The 20,852-nt window shown below is 41.5% G+C and carries 11 protein-coding genes; 6 read left to right on the top strand and 5 right to left on the bottom strand.

The window, feature by feature from the left end; translation table 11 throughout:
- Positions 1-52 precede the first annotated feature (52 nt).
- Both L1286_RS06040 and L1286_RS06035 read right to left on the bottom strand, forming a co-directional pair.
- Entirely contained in the window at positions 53-2,218 is a 2,166-nt protein-coding gene (locus L1286_RS06040) for a cation:dicarboxylate symporter family transporter (protein ID WP_235406009.1), read from the bottom strand.
- Positions 2,219-2,427: 209 nt separating this feature from the next.
- Positions 2,428-2,922: a malate synthase gene (locus tag L1286_RS06035; RefSeq protein ID WP_235406008.1), complete on the bottom strand. Its 495-nt coding sequence runs from the start codon at positions 2,920-2,922 to the stop codon at positions 2,428-2,430.
- Positions 2,923-3,167: 245 nt separating this feature from the next.
- Here L1286_RS06035 and L1286_RS06030 point away from each other — a divergent pair, with 245 nt between their 5' ends.
- Complete coding sequence (locus L1286_RS06030) at positions 3,168-4,667, top strand: DUF3612 domain-containing protein (protein ID WP_235406007.1); 1,500 nt, start codon at positions 3,168-3,170, stop codon at positions 4,665-4,667.
- Between the two features lie 181 nt (positions 4,668-4,848).
- Positions 4,849-5,553: a substrate-binding periplasmic protein gene (locus L1286_RS06025; RefSeq protein WP_235406006.1), complete on the top strand. Its 705-nt coding sequence runs from the start codon at positions 4,849-4,851 to the stop codon at positions 5,551-5,553.
- A 615-nt stretch (positions 5,554-6,168) separates the two neighbouring features.
- On the opposite strand, the gene L1286_RS06020 is transcribed toward L1286_RS06025, so the two are convergent.
- The 3 genes from L1286_RS06020 to L1286_RS06010 all read right to left on the bottom strand — a co-directional run bounded on the left by L1286_RS06020 (position 6,169) and on the right by L1286_RS06010 (position 10,091).
- Positions 6,169-6,768 (bottom strand): hypothetical protein, encoded by a 600-nt coding sequence (locus L1286_RS06020; protein ID WP_235406005.1) that lies wholly within the window; start codon positions 6,766-6,768, stop codon positions 6,169-6,171.
- An 843-nt stretch (positions 6,769-7,611) separates the two neighbouring features.
- Positions 7,612-7,893, bottom strand: coding sequence for a helix-turn-helix domain-containing protein (locus L1286_RS06015; RefSeq protein WP_063356480.1), 282 nt, complete (start codon positions 7,891-7,893; stop codon positions 7,612-7,614).
- 716 nt (positions 7,894-8,609) lie between these two features.
- Positions 8,610-10,091: a hypothetical protein gene (locus L1286_RS06010; protein WP_235406004.1), complete on the bottom strand. Its 1,482-nt coding sequence runs from the start codon at positions 10,089-10,091 to the stop codon at positions 8,610-8,612.
- A gap of 344 nt (positions 10,092-10,435) precedes the next feature.
- On the opposite strand from L1286_RS06010, the gene L1286_RS06005 reads away from it, so the two are divergent.
- The 4 genes from L1286_RS06005 (at position 10,436) to rdrB (ending at position 20,764) form a co-directional block, all read left to right on the top strand.
- The gene (locus tag L1286_RS06005; RefSeq protein WP_235406003.1) at positions 10,436-14,446 is read left to right on the top strand and encodes a hybrid sensor histidine kinase/response regulator transcription factor; all 4,011 of its coding nucleotides are present in this window, start codon (positions 10,436-10,438) and stop codon (positions 14,444-14,446) included.
- A gap of 235 nt (positions 14,447-14,681) precedes the next feature.
- Positions 14,682-15,449, top strand: a complete 768-nt coding sequence (locus tag L1286_RS06000; RefSeq protein WP_235406002.1) for a hypothetical protein — start codon at positions 14,682-14,684, stop codon at positions 15,447-15,449.
- Positions 15,450-18,206 (top strand): antiviral RADAR system adenosine triphosphatase RdrA, encoded by a 2,757-nt coding sequence (gene rdrA / locus L1286_RS05995; RefSeq protein WP_235406001.1) that lies wholly within the window; start codon positions 15,450-15,452, stop codon positions 18,204-18,206.
- On the top strand, positions 18,203-20,764 hold the full coding sequence (rdrB, locus tag L1286_RS05990; protein ID WP_235406000.1) for an antiviral RADAR system adenosine deaminase RdrB: 2,562 nt from the start codon (positions 18,203-18,205) through the stop codon (positions 20,762-20,764). The genes rdrA and rdrB overlap by 4 nt, the downstream gene beginning before the upstream one ends.
- The last annotated feature ends 88 nt before the right edge of the window (positions 20,765-20,852 follow it).

Genomic DNA, 20,852 nt, shown 5'->3' with positions numbered 1-20,852 from the left:
ACGAGTGCACTTTACAGCGCAAACACATTGTTGTTTAGTCGACGCGGAATAGTCATCCACCGGTTTGTTCAGATAACTCATCCAACAAAGACCAGCGATGTTCTTTTGCTTGTGTGCCATTGCCCAAAATCCAGTAATTGTAGGCGTTTTGAATGGTGCCTTTACTCTGTTGGATAGCCAGCCAAGTATTTAAATAACTGAGGATATCCACGTTGCGTTTGGCAACAGCAAAACCCACAGGGTATTTAAGCTCAGCACCTTTTGGTACGATCACACCATACTCTGGGTAAAACATACTCCATGCAAAACCTGCTTCAGCACTTATTACCAGGGCGTCGTAATCGCTTTGGTGTTCAAAAAACGCTTGGTGATTATTGAGTTGACTCACTTTTATCTGTTGATGCTCACTGGCCACATCACGCATTAACGGTTGATACTCAACATGGGCTAAATTCAATTGAGGCTTTGACAGTACCAAGTCACGTGTGGCGAATTCTTTTAAGCGGTGATCTTTGGCAACAAGCGCTAATTGCAGCTCTAATACTGGGTTACTAAAACGTACTGAGCGCAGATCGGCTACGCTCATTTCGAGGCCAGACATGGCAACATCAAAATAGCCTTTGTTTAAGTATTCGGCTAACTGGTTTTTTTTAAATGGAATAAACTCTACTTTGACCTGTAAGTCAGACGCCAGTTTGTGCGCAAGTCCAATGTCAAAACCAACCAGCTCGCCCTTTTGGTTGAAGTAGCTAAACGGTACATTGTCGACTAAGTATCCGATCCTAAGTAGGTTACGCTTTTTGATGATTTCAATATTCGTCAATGACAGCTCACCACTTTGGTAAGCTTTTGGCACATGGTTGAGTACATCGCTTGGCACTTGATCCGAGACCACCATATTTGCAATCACATCGTCAGAACTCTTAGTACTTTGAGCTAAGTGGTTATTTGTTGTAAAGCTTAAGACCATAAATGCTGGTAACAGCAAAGACAACAACGTGAGGTAGTAAACCGAACGAATACGTTTTAAGTGGAGCTGCTGCTTGTTGTAAAAAATACACAGCAGTGTGACAGCGAAAATGTACACCACGGTGGTTGGTGATACCACTTTAGCTGTGAGCACCGACATAGATAGGTACAGTTGGTAGCTGTCAGCTGGAATTTTCAAACTATCAAGCATGTATGGAATGGCAATGTGTACATTGGCAAAGTAGCTGAGCATGGCCGATAACGTCACATGTGGAATTTGTTCTAGTGAGATTGGGTTGCCAGTAAGCCATGCCGCAAAGGTAACAAACATCAATGTGGTGAGCTTGCCTAAGCTCGGAAAAGTATAGGCGATCGGCACCAGCACTTCAGCGATATGATCAGACTCCTCATCACTGCGCTTAATTTTTTGTAAGTGTGCTTTAATTCCTTCGGTGATCACTGGGAGCACAATAAACACGTTGCCAGTACTGAATGCGGTGATCCAGGCATTACGCATAACCTTAATGAGATCTCGGTATTTTACAGGGGTCAATGCAGCCACTAACATGGGCAGTAATGCAAACATAAGATAAAAGCCAAGGCATACCACCAATACAAGGTAAATTTGTAAATTACTGAGTTCTTCACTGCCAATTGTACCAGCTGTGCTGGCGGTCATGGAGAAGATCCCAATAGGGAAAAACTTAATGACTTTTTTAGACATCACGGTAAGACCTTGTCCCACCACCTCTAGCACATCGAGTAACTGGTTTTTACGACCATTAGAAATAAGCGCAAGGCCAAGGGCAATACAAAAGATGACCAGCGCTGGCACATTACCGTCAGCCATAGACGCAAACGGATTAGATGGAATGTACTGTTGTACAAAGTCGACATCTGGCGCTTGGGCTACCAAAGCGGGTGAGAAAAATGTACCGGCGTCATGAGAAGGAAGCGTAAGCGTAAAACACCAGATGGCAGCCAACCCGACCACCCAAAGTGCAAGCATGGTGATGGCGGCTTTAGCGAGTACCGTTTTCACTTGGTCAGGGCTGAATTTTCCAAGACCGACGACCAGGCTGACAACAATGTACGGGAAAATGGTGATTTGCATTAGGCTAACAAACCCTTCGCCAATCGGTTTTAAAAAGGCAACACGTTCGCCAAAAATGAGTCCAGTCGCGATACCGAGGATCAATGCCCACAGCATCCAGTTCATGTTTTTTAACCAATCGAATACTTTATTCATATAAGCCAGTCACAAGTGAAATTTCGCGCGATTATATTGAGGTTAGCTGAAATTAATCTGAATGCATGGTTAGCAAAAGACGGAGGTGATTGAAGGCTATGAAAATTTATGGTTTTAATGCGAGTAAGTATTCACATTTGGCCACTCAAACCCCAGTGGCCAAAATAATCATGCACAACCCAAAGTGGGTGTGATTTGGGCAAAAAGTTTTAGACTTCGTAGTCTTCTCCGTTTTTGCTGCGGTAGCACTTGCACCGTGACTCGTCCACAAGGGTATGCTGTACGCCGTCAATAAAACTCATCCACAGCTTAGTGTGTTTACTATTTTGCGTATCTATGGCGCTAAATGGTGTTTCGTATTGCACATCGTTGATATGTGCTTTGTCATATTTACCTGTGTCGCCGGCACTGTTAAAACTTAGCTCGATGTGTAATCCATCTTCTTTTTGCAGCAAGATGGTAGAAGGAGACTCTTTGTGGCCACACAAGGCAACAAATTGTTTTGTGTTTTTTAGGCCGCAGTGTTGACCATCTGCAAAAAACACCATGAGATGGTTGTAATACACAACATATGCACTAACTTGTGTGTGCGAGCCAAACTCTAGTGGACAGTGCTGATCTAAAAACTGCTTAGCGATGATCAGTTTTTGACATTCTTCGCTAAGTGTCTGCGATGATTCATTGGTTTGAAGTTGTGCTTTCATTGATGTATCCCCAGTTACCGAAATTTTATGTTTAACCACGTATTGGTTGTCTGCATTACGTGTTCGCTGATTAATGACTACAATTTCAGTGTATGAAAAATTATCAATAAATTTCACAAAAAGAATTTTACAGTGTAAATTTTACAAAATCTGGTCTGACCTCTAGATATGGATAAGATAGGGTTGTACTCATAAACATCGTCTAATAATACCAGTAAACGGTCACTTAAAGACTCGGGGGCAAAATGAAAACTAGTTCAGAGTTAATGCGCAAGTCACATTTTCTCGGTACCAAGATACGAAACTTACGAAAGCGAAATCACCTTACACTGGAAGACCTTTCTGCGCGCTGTATTCGCGTCGACCCTCAATCGGCACCATCGGTGTCGTATCTATCGATGATTGAACGCGGCAAGCGTACCCCGAGTAGTGGTATGTTAGAAAACTTTGCTGAGGTATTTCAAAAACCGTTATCATGGTTCTTAGACACAGAGCCAGAAGCAGATGCCATAACGCCACAAAAAGGCCGCTCAGGAGGCATTGAAGGCATGGCGTTGGAGCCAAACTTTTTATTCTCAAAAGACATTTTGCAAATTGCAATCCCTGAAATGCTGTCTCAAACAGGGATCAGCGGACGTCAATTTGCACACCTTTTAATTCGAGCTCATCAAGAACACCATCAAAATCACTTTCCAGATCTAGAACGTGCAGCAGATGAGGTCGGGGGCAAAAATCTGTATTTAAATGTGGATGATTTGACTCGGCTACTGACAAAACAGGGCTTGGTGCTACGCTGGTACGATGAAGTGCCTAGCGAGGTGATGGATGACAGTGGTCACGTATTCAACCATTTAATCACCTCTTATTTTACCGAGCCTAATGTCGTTAATATTAATAAGCGTCTGAGGCAAAACCCAGCGCGCTTAAAATATGATTTAGCCGTACATATTGGTCATAGCGTGTTACACGAACTTAAAGGCCTACGCTGCGTATTACGCACTGGTGGATTTAACAGTGCAGTATTGCCGACAACCGACAGCACACCGAATGCGCAGGACATTTTGACGGCCTGGCATGATTTTGAGTCGAGTTTTTTTGCCGGGGCTTTGCTATGCCCTAAAGTTGCTTACCGCCAACTTTTAGACTCCTATGGCTACGAAGTAGATATCCATCAGCATTTAAACATTTCACCTTCGGTGGCCATGCGAAGAATGACGGTGGTATCGCCGTATCCTCATTGGCATTATTTTGATGCTTACTTACCCGGTAAACTCAAAGCAGTGTATCGAGGCAATGGTATACCGCTTCCATGGGGCAATATGCGCAGTGTGGAAGATCCTTGTCAGCATTGGGCGGTATTTAGAAAGTTTATGTCACAGAGCCTGAAGGGCAGTGCGCAGTTGTCTATACTTAATGTAAACGGCAAGCCCCATTTATATTGTTGCGAATCTCTCAAAGTGAATGATCTCGTTGAAAATGCGCATGTGTTATGTGCGGGGATTGATCTTAACCCTGCGATAGACGCACAGGGCAATAGCGCACAAGAATTGGTGCAAGAGCTGCAAGAATTATGTATTAAACAAGGTGGCGCAAGTGTGGTACCTTGGCATTTGAAAAAACAATTAATGAGTGTCGCCAAAATATTGAATATTAATTGGATTGAACGGGGTATTAACACGGATGTTAGGGTAATATGTACGCGAGGCACTGCCTGTCCTCGACAGCCAAGTTGTTATGAAAATTAGCCATACTGTCTGTCAAATATAAAGGAACAACTTTAATTACATTGCCAGAGGTGTATACACATTGATTTATTCTGCTGAAAAAAGGCAAACAAACAGCACTTTTTATTGTGTTTTATTGATGAGTTTGTTTGTTATTTTCTGCACAAAGGTATTTGCCTGTGAGAAGTCACTCAAGGTCAGTGTGAGTAGTGATTGGCCACCTTACTCATCTAAACATGAAGGCACCTACTACGGGTTAGAGATCCAACTGATAGAGATGATAATGCGCGACGCTGGTTTTTGCGCGCAATATGTTGTGCTACCGTCTTCGAGCAGAACGTTTAAAGAACTGCAAGAAGGGCATGTAGATATTATCCCAGCAGCCAGTTTCACCCAATCCAGAAGAAAATACGCTGAGTTCAGCTTGCCTTATCGCCAAGAAGTAATGTTGTTATTTGCCCATAAAAGCAATGCACTGCCATTTCTTAGCAAGCAAAATTTAAAGGGCAGTGCACTGTATTCAAACTTACAAAACAACATTGTGGCAGTAAGCCGAGGCAGTGTGTACGGCAAACTGTTTTCGGTGTTTCGCAAAAACTGCCCTGATTGTGTGATTGAAACTAACTTAGCACGAGAGCGTTTTAACTTGGTACTTAAAAAGCGTGTGGAATATGCGGTAGAGGACAACTTAACTGGCGCGTTTTTAATACAAAAAGGGCGCTATGGCGAGCATGTAAAACCCACGGCTATCAGTGTGTATACAAATCCTGTCCATTACATGATTAGACCAGGCAGCTTAACGGAGCAGCAATTACAAAAATTCAATCTTGCCATTATCAAAAACCGCGATGCGCTCAAGCAAATTATTGATGACTACCACGTGCTATATGGCCTCAATAGCAATTAGTCGAGGCCGCTTTTAGAAATGAGAGATAAAAAATATTAAATTACTTAATTTTATCTGACTTTTTCTGAATTATCCTCTCACGCTATTGATTAATTGATATTTCCAGTGTGATATAAATCACGCCACACAAGTGGTTAATATAAAAACTTTAAAGGAGTTAAAATATGAAAGCGTTAAATCGGGAATTAAGTAAAGCGTTATGTGACAAGGTCAGCGGTGCTGGTGGCGTATACAAACCGACGGATCCGAGACCGTAATTATATGATTGACGAAACACTTCTCGATTTCGAGGAGTGTTTCGATTGCTAAACCAGAGACATGTTATTTGAGTAGGTGTTATGATTTACAATGATTTTCCGTTTTCCTTTTCAAAAGTTTACAGCCATTCGTAAGCAAAATCTTACCATAAGGCATTAATACCTATTGGTTTTATTTATAACCTCGATTTACTTATTAGATTCTTCTAGCGGAGAGCCATTTGGAGGCGTTGGTAACGAACTTGAATAAGTCTTGAACAATAGTCATCAGAATTATCCTTAACTTATACTTGGCGTCGGATAACTTTCCAGTGAGAGGGTTATATAATTAAGCTTATTATCTGTTCTCTTTTTTCTACTAATTATCATTTTCTTCAGAAGAGATTCTAAGTCTTTTTCTTTCAGGTTTTCTCTGGGATTTTAATTTAAATACATGTTCGTCAATTGGAACTGTACGTGTGGAAAGCTTTAAAACAAGCAGTGACTCTACTAATTGTAGAATAGTAATGCTTGGACTATAAATGTTATTTCTAAAAGGGTATAAATCTATGATCCAGTATTGGTATAGCTTTGTTTCTATAAGGGCTAGTAGGTTGACAATAACAAAGATGAAGTAAACAAATACAAGGGCTGCTTCTTGTTTACTGAAATAGTAATTAGAAAAGACATCATTACACAAAGTTATGTGATTTTTTAATGCTTTTGAAAGTATTCGCCTGAAAACAACTAAGGCTATAAAAATAATATTAATGAATACAGCATAAAATCCATAATTGTTTCCCAGCCGAAATGCAAAGTCTTGTAGGGCAATGTCTAAGCATTCAAGTAAAAGAAGTAGAATGAGTAATAGTCTTGTATTGATACTTTTCCAGCCAACTAGGAGCGCAATAAGGTAAATAGGTATAATTGATAGACCAACTCCGTCGTAAAATGTTTGAAATTTTTCATAGCTGAACATCAGTAGGCCTTGGGTAAACTTTGGAATAGCAGAGGTCAATTATGTGTAATGGTAGAAGCTTTTTCATGGCTTATATGAATGGGTGGGAGAATCATATAAACCATAAATTAGTTTACGCTATAGAAATATAGTTTTTCAAATTATTTGGGCCTTTTATTAGCACAAATTCGGCAAATAATACCTTAAGCTACCCAGACTTTTCTTCTGGATTTGGACCATCTATAATTCCGGGGCCTGAACCATAAATCTTTTTCAATAAACTATAATCTATAACTTTCATTTCATCTCCTTAATTAGTTGCACTGAATGTGAAATTATGTCCTCTAAACCTAAAAGCAATTGACATTACAAGAAAGCATTCAATAATAAATATTAAAATTAACGCTGGGCTGAATATGTATTTTTTGAACATATAATCACCAATGAAAGCGCCCTCATATAATACAAATTCAATAAAAGTAATTAGAAAAACAAAACCACTTAAAACGTAGAGGAAAAGAAGGCCACCTTCTTGTTTTGAAAAATGAAAATCATTTAATACTCTTTTAAAGAAAGTGAAATTGTTTTGTAAAGATTCAGCAATTAGTCTCCGTCCTAGAATTGGAACTATAAACAAAAGGCACATGGCGATTCCCCACAGATAAAAATACCTTCCCCAGCTAAACGCAGCTTTCATTGTTAAGGTATCAATTACTTCAACAAATAATAATATAAAGAATAGATACCTACAGTTTGTGTTTTTCCAACAAATAACTAATGAAATAAAATAAATAATGAATGGGGCAATCCCAATAATAGAATATATTGTACTCAGGTTCTCAGTGCTAAACATCAGATACTTCCTTAATTCCGTTTGTTTTCTGGTTGCTGACTTTCAAGCAATTGCTTGGTTTTTTCTTCTGGGCTAAATCCGCATATAAAGCAAATTAAAAAATAACTGGTGAGTGGTACAGGTGTTTTTCCTGTTTCCCAGTTTGAAATCGTTGCTTGATCTACGGTGGGTATTAACTTTTGACCCAATTGACTTTGTGTCAGTCCAGCATCCTTACGCATCGAACGTATCGACTTGGCTGCTTCTCCCCATAAGCCATTAAACAATCCTAGTTGTCGAATTCTCAGTTTCATAACTTTCCAACATTACCTTCTGATAACAAAATTTAACAAAAGTTATCACTAAACTTGGTTTTTAGGCAAGGAAATAGCGTTAATATTCAGAGATATTAATATAATAATGCTTTGTGGGATGTATTTTACCTAGTTTCTATATTCTATACCTGATTTTTATTAAATATTTCATTATCTGAGCTAGATATTAACAACTAAAAATCAACTTTTAAACCTTTTGTGAGCGAAAAATTTAAAAATTATTTTCAAACAAAGTTTAGGATTAATTTAATACTATAGTATTGGTCAGCTTTTTATAAAAAAGAAGCTGAGCTTGGTCCTTATTATTGAATCTATCTTTATGAAAAAGAAGCTAATTAGGTTTTTCAAATGTTTTTTGTGGGTGAGTGTTGTTTTATATTTTGCAATTAAAATATTTTCTTATTTTAAAGACTTTGTCTTGAGACTTTTATTTTAGGACCTTATACAGGGGCGGCCGGGAGCGGTAAATTTTGTAACTTATTTTACTCATGTGATTTTGTAAATAGTTTAAATGAGCAATTTGTAAATGAGGCTTACGGGATAATGCAATAAACTGAGCGTAAATACGCTAATCTAAGAAAGATGGTTGAGAAGTTTTTTTCCAGACTTTTGGATGGGGAAAAATACAGTCGCAAGTACGGGCTTACTTGCGACTGTAGGTTTGGGAGATATCTCTATGTTATTGGGTTTGTTGCTCAGTCACAGTCAGATGACCAGTTTTCACCATCTGTGCTACAGGTTAAATCATAGGTGCCATCTGCTTTATATGTTTTTCTTGTCCATTTACCATCGTGTTTGCGTGATGTGGTAACTCTATACTTTCCAGAGTCGTCAGTGACTCGTTTTTCCCACCAAGTAAATGGAATGGTGACTTCAGCATCCAGCTCGTAACCCGCATTGTCGAAGTAATAAACGATAGCAACGATACTGAGCAAGTTGAAGTTATCAGCCATGTTATACCAATCCGTCAGGCCCTGTTTTGTATTTGAGTAATTGTCCTGTGCAAATTGGGCAAAGTAGTGAATATCCCCTTTATAGTAAGACAGAGTTAGGCTTCGATCTTTCGAGTCGCTAAAATCCACGCTAAAGTCACACACTTGTGCTTGAGAGTCGCGCTCTACCATTTTTTCGTTGCTAATTTCATACTCAACGCCGTTAATCGTCAGTTTAAGTCGCTCGCTATGGAAGCAATGCCCAGTATCGTCTGGACTATTTAAGACCACATCAACAACTTGTCTATATGAGTGACCGCCACTGAGCTCAATGGCACGTGTTTGACGGTTGTAATGGACATAAAGTACATTTTTTAAGGCGTCATCCATCAAGGCTGTTTCATCAAGTAAAGTACCGCCGTCTTTATCTGAGATATGGATATTCCTATACCACACAAGTTCTTCACTCTCGGGGTTATTTGGCGGTGTGCCTTTGTAGTGAATAACTCTAATTTCAGGCGCATCGACGTACTTTTTGACGAGTTCTAAATATTTTTCAACACTGGCTTGTAAACCTTTAACGATAGACTCTGCAAGTTTTTGCAATGCTTCATCACCGCTTTCGATATAGTCGCTGAATAATTGCTCTTCTGAAATATTGTAATGTTCAACCACTTGTTTGGTTGTTTGCTCTAGCACGATGAGTAGGTTTTCTCTTGCATCATTACTTTCAAGCAGTTGTCCACAGGTCGCATTTTTGAATTCTGGTGTGTCCGAAAGAGATTGCCAAAGGACGGTGGTAAGGGGCGTGATATGCTGAAGTGCATCATCATCTAACGGCGTAAGCTTTGGTGGTAGCACCATTTGATAAGCTTTAGTGACTTCACCTAGGTCCTCGTCAATGGCACCAACCGGAACGTCGACATAAGTTGGAACGTAAGCGGCACACTTTGCTTGTTGTTCGGTCAGTTCCAGAATATAGCTTCCCTTATCTGTTGAAACGACCGACGGTTCGTTAGCGTCCTTAATTGTGTTGCTGTTCAGGTCTATCCATACCGTGGCACCTTGTACATAGCCGTCAATGACACGTCCACGGCGGGCGTATCTATTTTCTTCCGTGGTGACTTTCTTATTGCTGTCTAATTCTATACTAGGGGAGTTTGAACCGCTTTTGCCACCACAACCACTGAGTGCGGCTGAGCAAAGCATAGCGATACTGAGCGTTTTTATGGATGAATTAAACATGGTAATTCCTTATTTTTGTTGCAGGCTCGCGATGTACTGCATTGTGTTTACTACTATTTGTACCTTATTGGTGATCCATTAAGTGCATGCTCTACTTGCGTTGAGCTGAGCATTTGTCAGGGCACGTTAAAATTATATTGAGCACGCAGCTGATGGCGGTAGCACAAAACAGACATATCTATGCAATTATCTGACATTCTGGACTCCAAAATGGGACATTTGATAATTGCTCAATAGTTGTTATTATGTCAAATGAACTGTGTGTATCAACACTGAATATTAAAATATAAGCAAATATAACAACAATTTACTCTATGTTTAATGACTCCCTAGCAACCACCTTAATGCGGTGTTCTTTGGTACTTTGCCTGTTTTTAGGCATTGGAGCTGAAGCGCGTAGTAGTGCAAATAATTTACTCAGTGTCGGTGATGGTTTACCGAGCAATCGTGTGTTTGACATTACGCGAGACCATCGCGGTTTTATGTGGTTCGCCACTGAACATGGGATTGCTCGATTCGACGGTACGCAAGTCAGGCGCTTTTCTGTACATCAAACGCCCAAGTTGAGCACATCCCTTTGGGTTAGAGCACTCTTGTTTGACTCGCAACATAGATTGTGGGCAGGGGGTAAACAGGGGTTGGAAGTCTTAAATAAAAATGTTGAAGCTTTTGAGCAGGTTGCAGTCGAAAACGCGCCACAAGCTCTAAACGTTTATAGTCTTTTTGAATCTGGCCAAGGCACGGTTTGGGTGGGGGCTAAATCTGGTTTATATAAAGTTACAGGTACCCAGCTTGAGTTTGTGCCGTTTGAATTTACTGACATCACTAACCCCGAGCGTCCCCAAGTATTTAAACAGCGTATTCTATCTATCACTGCGGTAGATCAGTCCATGTTACTCGTTGCCTCCGATGTGGGTGTGATGCTCCTGAATACAGACACCCTGCGAGCCGAGTCTATCTACTCGAAAGAGGGGGAGCCTTTACACGCAGACAAAGTTTGGCAATTGAATGATGGGCGGATCTGGCTCAGTATGCAAGGCGTGGGGCTAGCTGAGTATTTACCTGGCAATCGTCAAGTCGAAGTACGTTATTTGGATGAGAACCAATTTGATACGGTTGGCTATGTGTTTGATCTGGTTAAACATGAAGAGCGTCTACTGGCGGCATCATTAAATGCAGGACTTCTACATTTAGGTACGAAAGCGACATTGATTGATGACTTTCCCCCTTTGTTATCTATTTTCACGGACTCGCAAGTGCGTGCATTTGGCAGTTACACTGAAGGGGCCGTGATTGAGCACGCCAACTTACAAGCAGTTAAAAACCTAGCTTTCAGTCACCCCAGCGAAACGCATCAGTTTGAAATTAACGACATGGTGTTTTTAAATGATCATATTTGGGTCGCAGATCAATTGGCTGGGCTGTGCCGGTATCAAATAAATGGTCGCCTCAATGGGTGCTTGGCAACGCAAGATTTATCTGCTCAAGCTATCGCAAAAGGGAGTAACAACACACTCTGGGTTAGTTTTTACCAAGAGTTACTACAGATTGATGCGCAGAGCTTGCAAATATTGAATCAGTTTTCATTTGCTGAACATGGCATCCCTGATTCAATTTATGCGATAGTCGTTGAGAGTGACACTGCAATTTGGTTGTCACACAGCTTTGACGGTTTAACTAAATTTAACCCGCAAACCGGGCAAACCCAAAGGTATACGCAGGCGCAAACGGAGCTTCTTTCTGATCAGGTACACAGTATTGTAAAAGACAATAACGTTATATGGATAGCGACGTCTGCCGGGGTGCAGATGCTAGACGTTAAAACAGGGTGGGTTTCGACTCATGATGTGTTGAAAGCTGAATTTAAGCATACCGTGTACGATTTATTTTTAAGCCCTGAAGGGGTGCTGTTTTTACAAACCGACTCCGGTATAAAAGCATTTAATACACATGAAAATACTTGGCTTACATTGCCCAAACAGCTAGCCCATATCACAGATGTGAGCATCGCATTTACCCCTTCTGGTCATGTTTGGTTTGCCAGTGGGTTAGGGATCTTTTCATGGCATCCCGACAAGGCAGACGAAGTACGTTATTTTGACAAAGGAGATGGACTTTACCATCAAGGTTATCTCGGTAGTGCAGCAACAAGTACGGGCCATGAATTGGTGTTTGCATCGGCTGAAGGCTTAACTTTGTTCGCGCCAGAAAAGCTCACCTATTTTGATGCTAGGCCTAAAGTCAGTGAATTTGAGATGACATTTGGTGATGGCAGTACACGCACGTTTTTGAATCAACAGTCATTATTTGAGTTACCTTATCAGCATGCCAGTATTCGTTTTAATATCGCCAATACAAACTTTGCCAGTGCCTCTAAACAACAGTTTCGTTATAAATTAGAGGGCGTGTCACAGGCTTGGGTCGAATTAGGGAACAGTCGAGTGTTGATGATCCCAAGGCTGTCATACGGTGAATATAACCTCAAAATCCAAAGCACCGATAGCATGGGCAACTGGTCCAATACTACCGGAGAATTTGAGTTTTCGATAAAAACCCCATGGTTTGCAACGATTTGGGCCTACTTTGCTTATGGCTTGGCATCGGTTATGTGTTTGTTTGCAATTTACCACTTAAGGGTTGCAGCGCTAAAACGGATCCAAAGAAAGCTTGAGCAAGAGGTTGCAAGGCAAACTAAGGCGATCACCGAGCAGAATTTGCAACTATCAGAGCAGTCTCAAGCATTGGCGAGTGCTGAGGCACAGAGAACGTTATTATTGAAAACGCTATCTCATGAACTGATGACGCCAGTGTCACTGATCCAGGGGCCAGCAGAACAATTACTTAAAGCAGAACAAGCACAAGAACGTACTAAAATGGCGAATATTGTGGTCAGCAATGCAAAGCGTTTGAAAGTACTTATTGAGCAACTTATGCAGGTGTCTGAGCACCATGGGAAACCAAATCAGGCTGAAAAGCATGCTCAACCAGTGCTACAAGCTTATGACTTGTCTAAGATCTGCCATGAGCAAGCAAACGCTTTTGCACCTTTGTTGACTAAACAAGGTTCACCAATTGAGTTAAATATCGCGCCAAACGTGATGGTGTACGCAGGTCAAGATCAGCTTGAACAATGTGTGAGCAACCTACTCAGTAATGCCATAAAATACAGCGCGCAGGGCAGTCCTATTTCACTGGACTTAAAGACTGAACAATATCAAGAGGGGACGCGATGTACCTTGAGCGTGCAGGACAAAGGGATTGGTATTTCATCAGACGAGCTAACGCGTATTTTTGAACCTGAGTACCGAACTGAACAAGGCAGCCAATACAGCGTTGGGCTGGGTATTGGACTCAGTGTGGTTAAGTCAACAGTAGAGGCTTTGAACGGCTCGGTTGATGTGCATTCTATAGCAGGCCAAGGCAGTACTTTCACTCTCACTTTTAAGGAGGCTAACCAGCAGGGACAATGTCCCATTGAAGCAACTCACCAAATGCCCGATACAGTTCAAAACGCTGATAACTCTCTTATTGGTCCTCAGCTTGCGCGGTCTATTTTGATTGTAGATGATACGCCCGATATGCTTGAATTTTTGCACAGTGTATTTGGTAAGTCCTATAAAGTGATGGTTGCTCGAGATGGTGAAGAGGCCCTGTCATTGGCGCAGTCTGTGCTGCCAGATTTAATTATCTCTGATGTCATGATGCCAAAACTAGACGGGTTTGGCTTATTGTCCGCAATTAAGCAAGATACATTGACTGCTCATATTCCCGTCATTTTGCTAACTGCTAATTTAAATGAGCAGCGCCAAATTGAAGGGCTCACCTTACGGGCTGATGACTACATTACCAAGCCATTTAATTTACAGGCACTCGAGTTAAAAGTGAGTAACTTGTTTAATCACCAACAGGCAATGCTCGACAAGTGGCGTAAGCGCCTTACCGAGACGCCGCGCAAAGATGCGCTAAGTTTACCTGCACTGCCTAAGTTGCAATTTAAGGATGAACCGCATATTTATGATTTTCTCGATAAATTGGACGCTGTGGCCGAGCGCTACTATAGACAACCCGACACCACCGTCGCTGAGCTTGCAAAAGAAATGGCGCTGAGTGAACGGCAATTACATCGTAAGTTAACTGCTTTGATCTCCATGGGGGCCAATGAGTATTTGAGAACTTACCGTCTCTATAAATCCGTGACGCCACTGCTTAATGGTAAGAATGTGGCGCAAGTCGCCGACGAAGTAGGGTTCAACTCTGGATCTTACTTCAGTGCATGCTTTAAGAAGCAGTTTGGCATGACCGCGAAAACGTTTGTACAAAAGCAAAGAGATAAACACAGTGAGTTGAAAAAATAAATGAGCCACTTTACGTGTATGGATAATTTGGCAGATCGTATGTCACCATTGAATATTAATATAAACGCAAGGCGCTTTAGATAACGCAGGGTTAATTACAAGACCTTTTTAATATTCGACTTAGCCCATTGCTTGGATGTTAAAATTACATTACTTTGTAACGCAATTTAATATTTAACATCGTATTGGTCATATTTGTATTCAAATAAGCCAGTATAAAAGCATTGAGGCTGTTATGGGAAATCCGAAGTATCAAGGATATATCGAGAAAATTGATGACAACGACCCAGTTGTAAGTGAAATTAACTGGTTTATTCACGAAATATACCTCCCCGCGCACAAGCGCGCAGACAAAAGCAGTAAGGCCACAAGAACATTAGCGGTTTTATTCTCTATTTGGGCATTCACCTTATTAGGCTTTTTCGCCATTGCTGAACTTAGTCCGCATCTAAAGATATTTACGCAAAGCCAACTGTGGGATGGGTACGACTTAAATTGGGTTGTGCTCGCGGCACTGCCTTCATTGATGCTTGCAATATTTGTTAGTTTTAGAGTTTATCCCTTCAAGCGTGCCGATAATACCTTTGTTGAACCCGATGAATTTACTTGGCGTAAGCGTCAATCTTTGGTTTTGGCGTCTTTTAATTTAATTTTTGTTTTGGCATTAACATGCGCCTTTACAAAGGCTGTTATTTGTTTATTGGGGATATCTTGCGTCGCTGGGTTTTTATTAACCTATATGAGTAATCGGCTGTTTGGATTTACGGCTTCGTCTATACGTAATCAGACTATGGCGCATCAATTAGGTCGGCTAAAAAGAGAGTACGAAATTGCGCTGCACAGTGCGGGAAAGTTTGAAGTTGATCGTATTAGAACCGAAACATTCAAGCGGTTATTTACAATGGTACAAGAGATCATAGACCGTAGAGATAGAGAAATTCTAGGCGATCACTATAAAGTACACAACAGCGCCTTTGATTTGGTAAAAGGATTAAAAAAATAAATGGCCATTAAATACATATTAGATCTAACTAAAGAAGAATATCGCGATGATTTTGTGTCACTGGCCGAGGTTGATGACAAAAAAGAAGGCAAAGAGTTTTGGCAGTTTGAAGCCCGAGACAGATTAATTGATAGGTTGTGTGCATTCTTAAAAGATGCGCAAGCATATAACAAAGAAAGAAGCCTGGACGATACTAAAACTTGGTTGTCTCACAATGCAATATTAGTAAACGGTGGCAGAGGGACCGGTAAAACCGTGTTTTTACGAAACTGTAAGGCGATGTGGCAGTACCACTGTAAGCAAAATGACCACTTGCAAGCGTCGAGCATTCACTTTATGCCATCTATCGATCCGACCATGCTGATTGACCATGATAACTTTGCCAACGTGATCATTGCGCAAATTTATACGGAAGTAGAACGTGTATTTGAAAGTGGTAATGGCTTCGCACGAACCGGCCTGCCGGAAGAAAGACAAAAGAGTATATTTTACAGAAACCTTCAAGTTCTTGCCGATTCACTGGGCAAAAAAGAGGAGTTTGAAGGGGTAACGGGTATTGATAGAATTTTACAGTACAAGTCCGGCATCAGTATTGAACAGCATTTTCATCGATATGTTGAGAGTGCACTCGAAATCTTAGACTGTGATGCGATTGCGTTGCCCATTGACGATGTAGACATGGCACTTGAAAGGGCATACGAAGTAGTCGATCAGGTGCGCCGTTTACTTGGTTGCCCGTATATCATCCCGATAGTCAGCGGTGATTATGGCCTATATGAGCAAATGGTAGAGTTACATTTTGACGCCAAGGCATACAGTAAACAGACAAAAAACACGTCGCAAATAGAGAAGGGCAAACAACTTAGCAAAGAGCTGACGTCGGCATACTTAACCAAAGTATTTCCAAACCAAATGCGCATTACGTTGGTCCCCATTGAACATATTTATCCAACGTTGGAATTTAATGTGCTCACAAGCACAGGTGCACAGCCTTATCACTATCGGAACTATGTTAAAGCAATATTCAATGAGTTTTACCCGCTTTGCTTGAATGAAGAAGTGCTAAATGACTGGCCTCAGCCGACCTCTGCGAGAGAATTTACTCAGCTTGCGCGGGCAATTTTACCCAGTGACCTTGATGCGGCTAAAACGACCACTGAAATCAGTTACAAGCTGTGGAAAAACTATTTCAACTGGGCTGAGCAAAAACAATCAGGGTTCGCCTACACAAACGTAAACTCGTATTTAACGCTCAAAAATCAAGAAGCTGGTGACCTTTTTAACATTATGCAGCTGCCGAGCTTTAACCCAAAACTGCAAATTAACAAAGAACACTTTTTCTGGGGGGGAAAACGGTTTTTGCGCTCACAATGTATTGCCTTGGGTGTTGAAACCAGTTCTGAAGGTCAGCAAAAAATTAAAAACTCAGAAAAAGACGCGTGGAAACGGGACAACTTGGCTCTACTCAAAGCGGCTTTTGACTTTAAAGACCGCGTCATTGCAAGCATGCCACCATTGGAGTTTTATCATCCCAACAGTACGGTTTCGAACAAAACAGTACTCTCAATTGAAAAAGATTTAGTACTGACACAAGTCGCTGAACCCTCAGACAGCCCCTCTAAAGAGACCGTGATTGCATCCTGTAGCTTGGACGAATTGTTAATTAGCGTATATACCCAAAAAAGTGCGTACTCAACACTGGTTAATAATTACCAGTTTGTGTTCGTAAGCCGCGCATTTGAAATTATCATGTATTCGTTTTTACAATTGGGGTGTGCAAACAACATTGCCGACAACCTACAAAGAATGCTTCAGCGTCGCCCCTTTTACAGTATCTTTAATATCGCGCCTACCAAAGCGCTAGAAGATGAAGCCGTTGGTGGAGGAGAAGAGGTCAGTGCGCACAATCAAGCCTCTAACGAAGAAAGCGCCCAAAAAGAAGTCAGTCACTATTTAGCGCAGAGCGTGCTGCAATGGCGACAAACACATGACGCCTTTTTTAAGTCCTTAGATGCCGAAAAACTAGTGCCTATTTTTAGCTTTATTTTTAACAAATCATTGACTGCCTTTAATTCATTCAAGGTCAATGATTTTGCTAAAGGCTCTAGCTATCAAAACGAATACTTAACGGATTATGTAAAGCGGTTTGAATATATGCTTATTAACGCCGCGTATTCAGCCATGATTGAAGGAACCGCTGTACAAGCCAGTGTTGCGGTGACGAAGCGTCAGCAAACAATCAGAGATCCCAAAGAGTTCTCTAAATATGATCGCACGCTGACTCGAAATATTGCCATGCTTGAGTCACAAGTGCCCAACACCGAAGATGTGAAGTGGCTATTTATTAAGGCGCTTGAGTCACATCCTTTATTTACTCTGTTACTAGAAGGGCCTGAGCAAAATGCGCCTATTAAAACGCGTATTAAGCTGGGGGATATTTCTGGTGAATCGCCCCCTGAAAACAACGTGCCAAAATCTTCCGTGTCTAAAGCAAGCATGCCGTCAGAAATGAAGAAGTTACTAATCAATTATGCGCGCAGAAAGGGGGATATTTATCGTGATGTTAAGGTTGGCTTAAAGGGGATGAAGGAATATCTCGAACACGACCTTTCACGGTATGGCAACGAGGCCAAAGAGTTTTACACCATGCTTGTTATGAGGTTCCCAGATGCACGTAGCATTCGAAGTAATGCAGGTTCAAATCTATCGCTGAATTTATATAAAGCCATGCATGACAGGTTTGAGCGCAAATCATGATTATTTTAAACGATTCGCAATTGAGTGATATTGCTTTTTTAACGTCAGACAAAGCCATTGCATCACTCGGCACACAAGATCCTTTAGGAAAAAACTTTTTAACGCGCATGGCGCAGATGGTCGGGGATTATCAACCTTATATTCAACGTAATCTACGAAATGAAGATATATTAAATCAGCTGATTGCTTTTAATTATGATGACCCTGCCACGTCCATCAGTACTGTGCTCTCGCGCTTAAGTAATACGTTTTTAGAGTGGCAAGGCTGTCGTTTTGAAGTAAAGCCGCAAAAGCTTGAGCAGTGGCTAGAGTTACTGTCTCTGGTGGATGGCAGCTGGATCATTGCACAAGGGTATGTCGATTTGGCCAACGACTACAACTTCAGTGCGGATGATATTCTTACTTGTATTCAAACACACCAATGTCCATACGCGCTCAATGGCCAAGAGCATGTTCATCAATATGCCGACAACCATGTTCATCTAGGTGGTCATGGCCACACGGGCCCATCTTTGCTTAGTTTTGCGCTGTATGGTGAGCAACTTACCGATGGTTGGCCGACTCGCCCCGAATTTACCTACTTTGAGAGTGGCCGGTATGAAAAAGCGCAACTGCCAAAATGGTGCCATTCAATCAGTAATCAGTTGCTAGCGTGCGTATTTGAACATGGCGAAGACAGGCCACTGGATCTTGCCGCTATTAAGCAAAATGCAAAGCCAGTTTTTGCGATCAATGGTAGTTCCCAAGGGGATCAAAACTTGTCTCAAAAGGCGTTGATCCGAGCGCATCAGCCGTTTATACGCTCTGACAAGCGATGGCTAGCCTATTGTCTAGGGGCACTATACAACTTTGAGCGCGCACCTAAGGTGACGTCTCAGTTAATTCGCCTCTCAAATATTTTGCGAAACTACATGATTGTGTGGGGAACCGGGCTGGGTCAATTTGTAGAGTCATTCGACTTTGATGGGAGGAAGAAGTTTAGTCGCCAACATCAAGATTACCCAATTGATGACAGTTTAACATCTGATATTAATCAGCATGTTTATCGAGAGTTTAGAATTGCCCCAAATTTATTGTTAAGTAAACAAGGAGAAATAAAGGCAGACATTTTTGAGTATGCGTTAGGTTCGGCACTGAAGAAATCCCTCGCGGAGAATCTGCATTTTGTGGTGCACTTTTCTCGAAGCTCAAAAAGAGGTGAGTTGAAACGAGAGGACCGATATCAAAGCGAGCTGCGAAAAAGCTTAAGAAAAATGGTGGCAACACTGCAAAGTATTAAAAGCTCAGTTAGCTTTTCTGATGAAGAAATATCCGAGTTTTCGAAAAGTAAATTGGTCGAAGAAAAAGCGCATATTGATTTACGTAAAGCCATTCGCGGTTACGACGTAGCGGGCAACGAAAATGAGCTGCCAATTGAGGTGTTTGCACCGGCTTTGCGCGTTATTAGAAGCGCCAAGCACCCCTCAAACACTATGTTTAGCAGCCGTTTTCAAAGGCCTTTTTTAACCGTGCACAGTGGTGAAGATTATAGTCACTTACTCAGTGGCCTAAGGGCGATTGATGAAACGGTTGTATTTTGTGATTTTAAGGCGGGAGACCGGTTGGGCCATGCACTGGCATTGGGTGTGTTTCCAGCGCAATGGGCACAGCGGCAAAGAACCGCGTATGTCACCTTGGGCGATCATCTCGACAATTTGGTGTGGTGTTATCAAAAAGCAATTGAAGTTATACAGACCGTGCCCAAGTTTACTGGGGTACTGCAATTACTCTCAGAAAAGATAGATTTTTGGGCTAACCAACTTTATCCCAACCAATCTTATTCGGTCCGTGAGCTCTATGAGTCATGGAAACTAAGACGCAATTGCCCAGAAACAATGAGAGTACAGCCAAATCAACTTGGTATGCCCTCATCAAGCCACTGCAATAGTGGCAATCAAGATTGGGCCATTGATTTTGTAATGAGTGAACACGTTGCCTCGTATTCAACACGTGTGATGGATCTTTGGCGACAATATCTGTTTGCTGGGACAGTACATGATGGGTTTAGTGAAATAAGCAAGCGGCCAGTGATTGTTGATTGCTTGCCACAGCTTGGTGAAATGCCGCTACGAATTGAAAATGGACGTTTTTACGACTCGGTTTCAGCAGCTGAGTTAGAGCTGTATGAAGCAATCCAAGATTTGCAAATGGAAAGCTACTCAGCGCAAGACATTATTATTGAAGCTTGTCCCACGTCTAATATTTACGTGGGTCGCTTTGAGCAGTATAACCAACATCCGATTTTTCGTTGGGATCCGCCAGACCCTGCGTGGTTACAAACAGGGCAAGAACACAACAAATTCGGTTTAAGAAGAGGCGCAGTACAAGTTTGTATTAACACTGATGACTCTGCTTTAATGCCGACCACGATTGCAAACGAACACCGCGTGCTGCAAAAAGTGGCGGTTAAGCACTATGGTGTTGGTTCAACGACATCAGCTCAATGGATAGAGCGAATAAGAAACAAAGGGTTGGAAGTGTTCAAAAGCAACCATTTAAATTGGGTTAATGAAAGTTAGCTACCCATTTGACTGCTGATTGCGGGCTTTGCTGCCCGCAATAACTCGCCTGTTCTGATACTGGCCTAGTTCAAGCTTGTGCGTACGA

Source organism: Pseudoalteromonas sp. SMS1 (genome assembly GCF_021530565.1).
Taxonomy (GTDB): domain Bacteria; phylum Pseudomonadota; class Gammaproteobacteria; order Enterobacterales; family Alteromonadaceae; genus Pseudoalteromonas.
The sequence above is the reverse complement of the archived record's forward strand: the minus strand, read 5'-3'. Positions and strand labels throughout refer to the sequence as shown.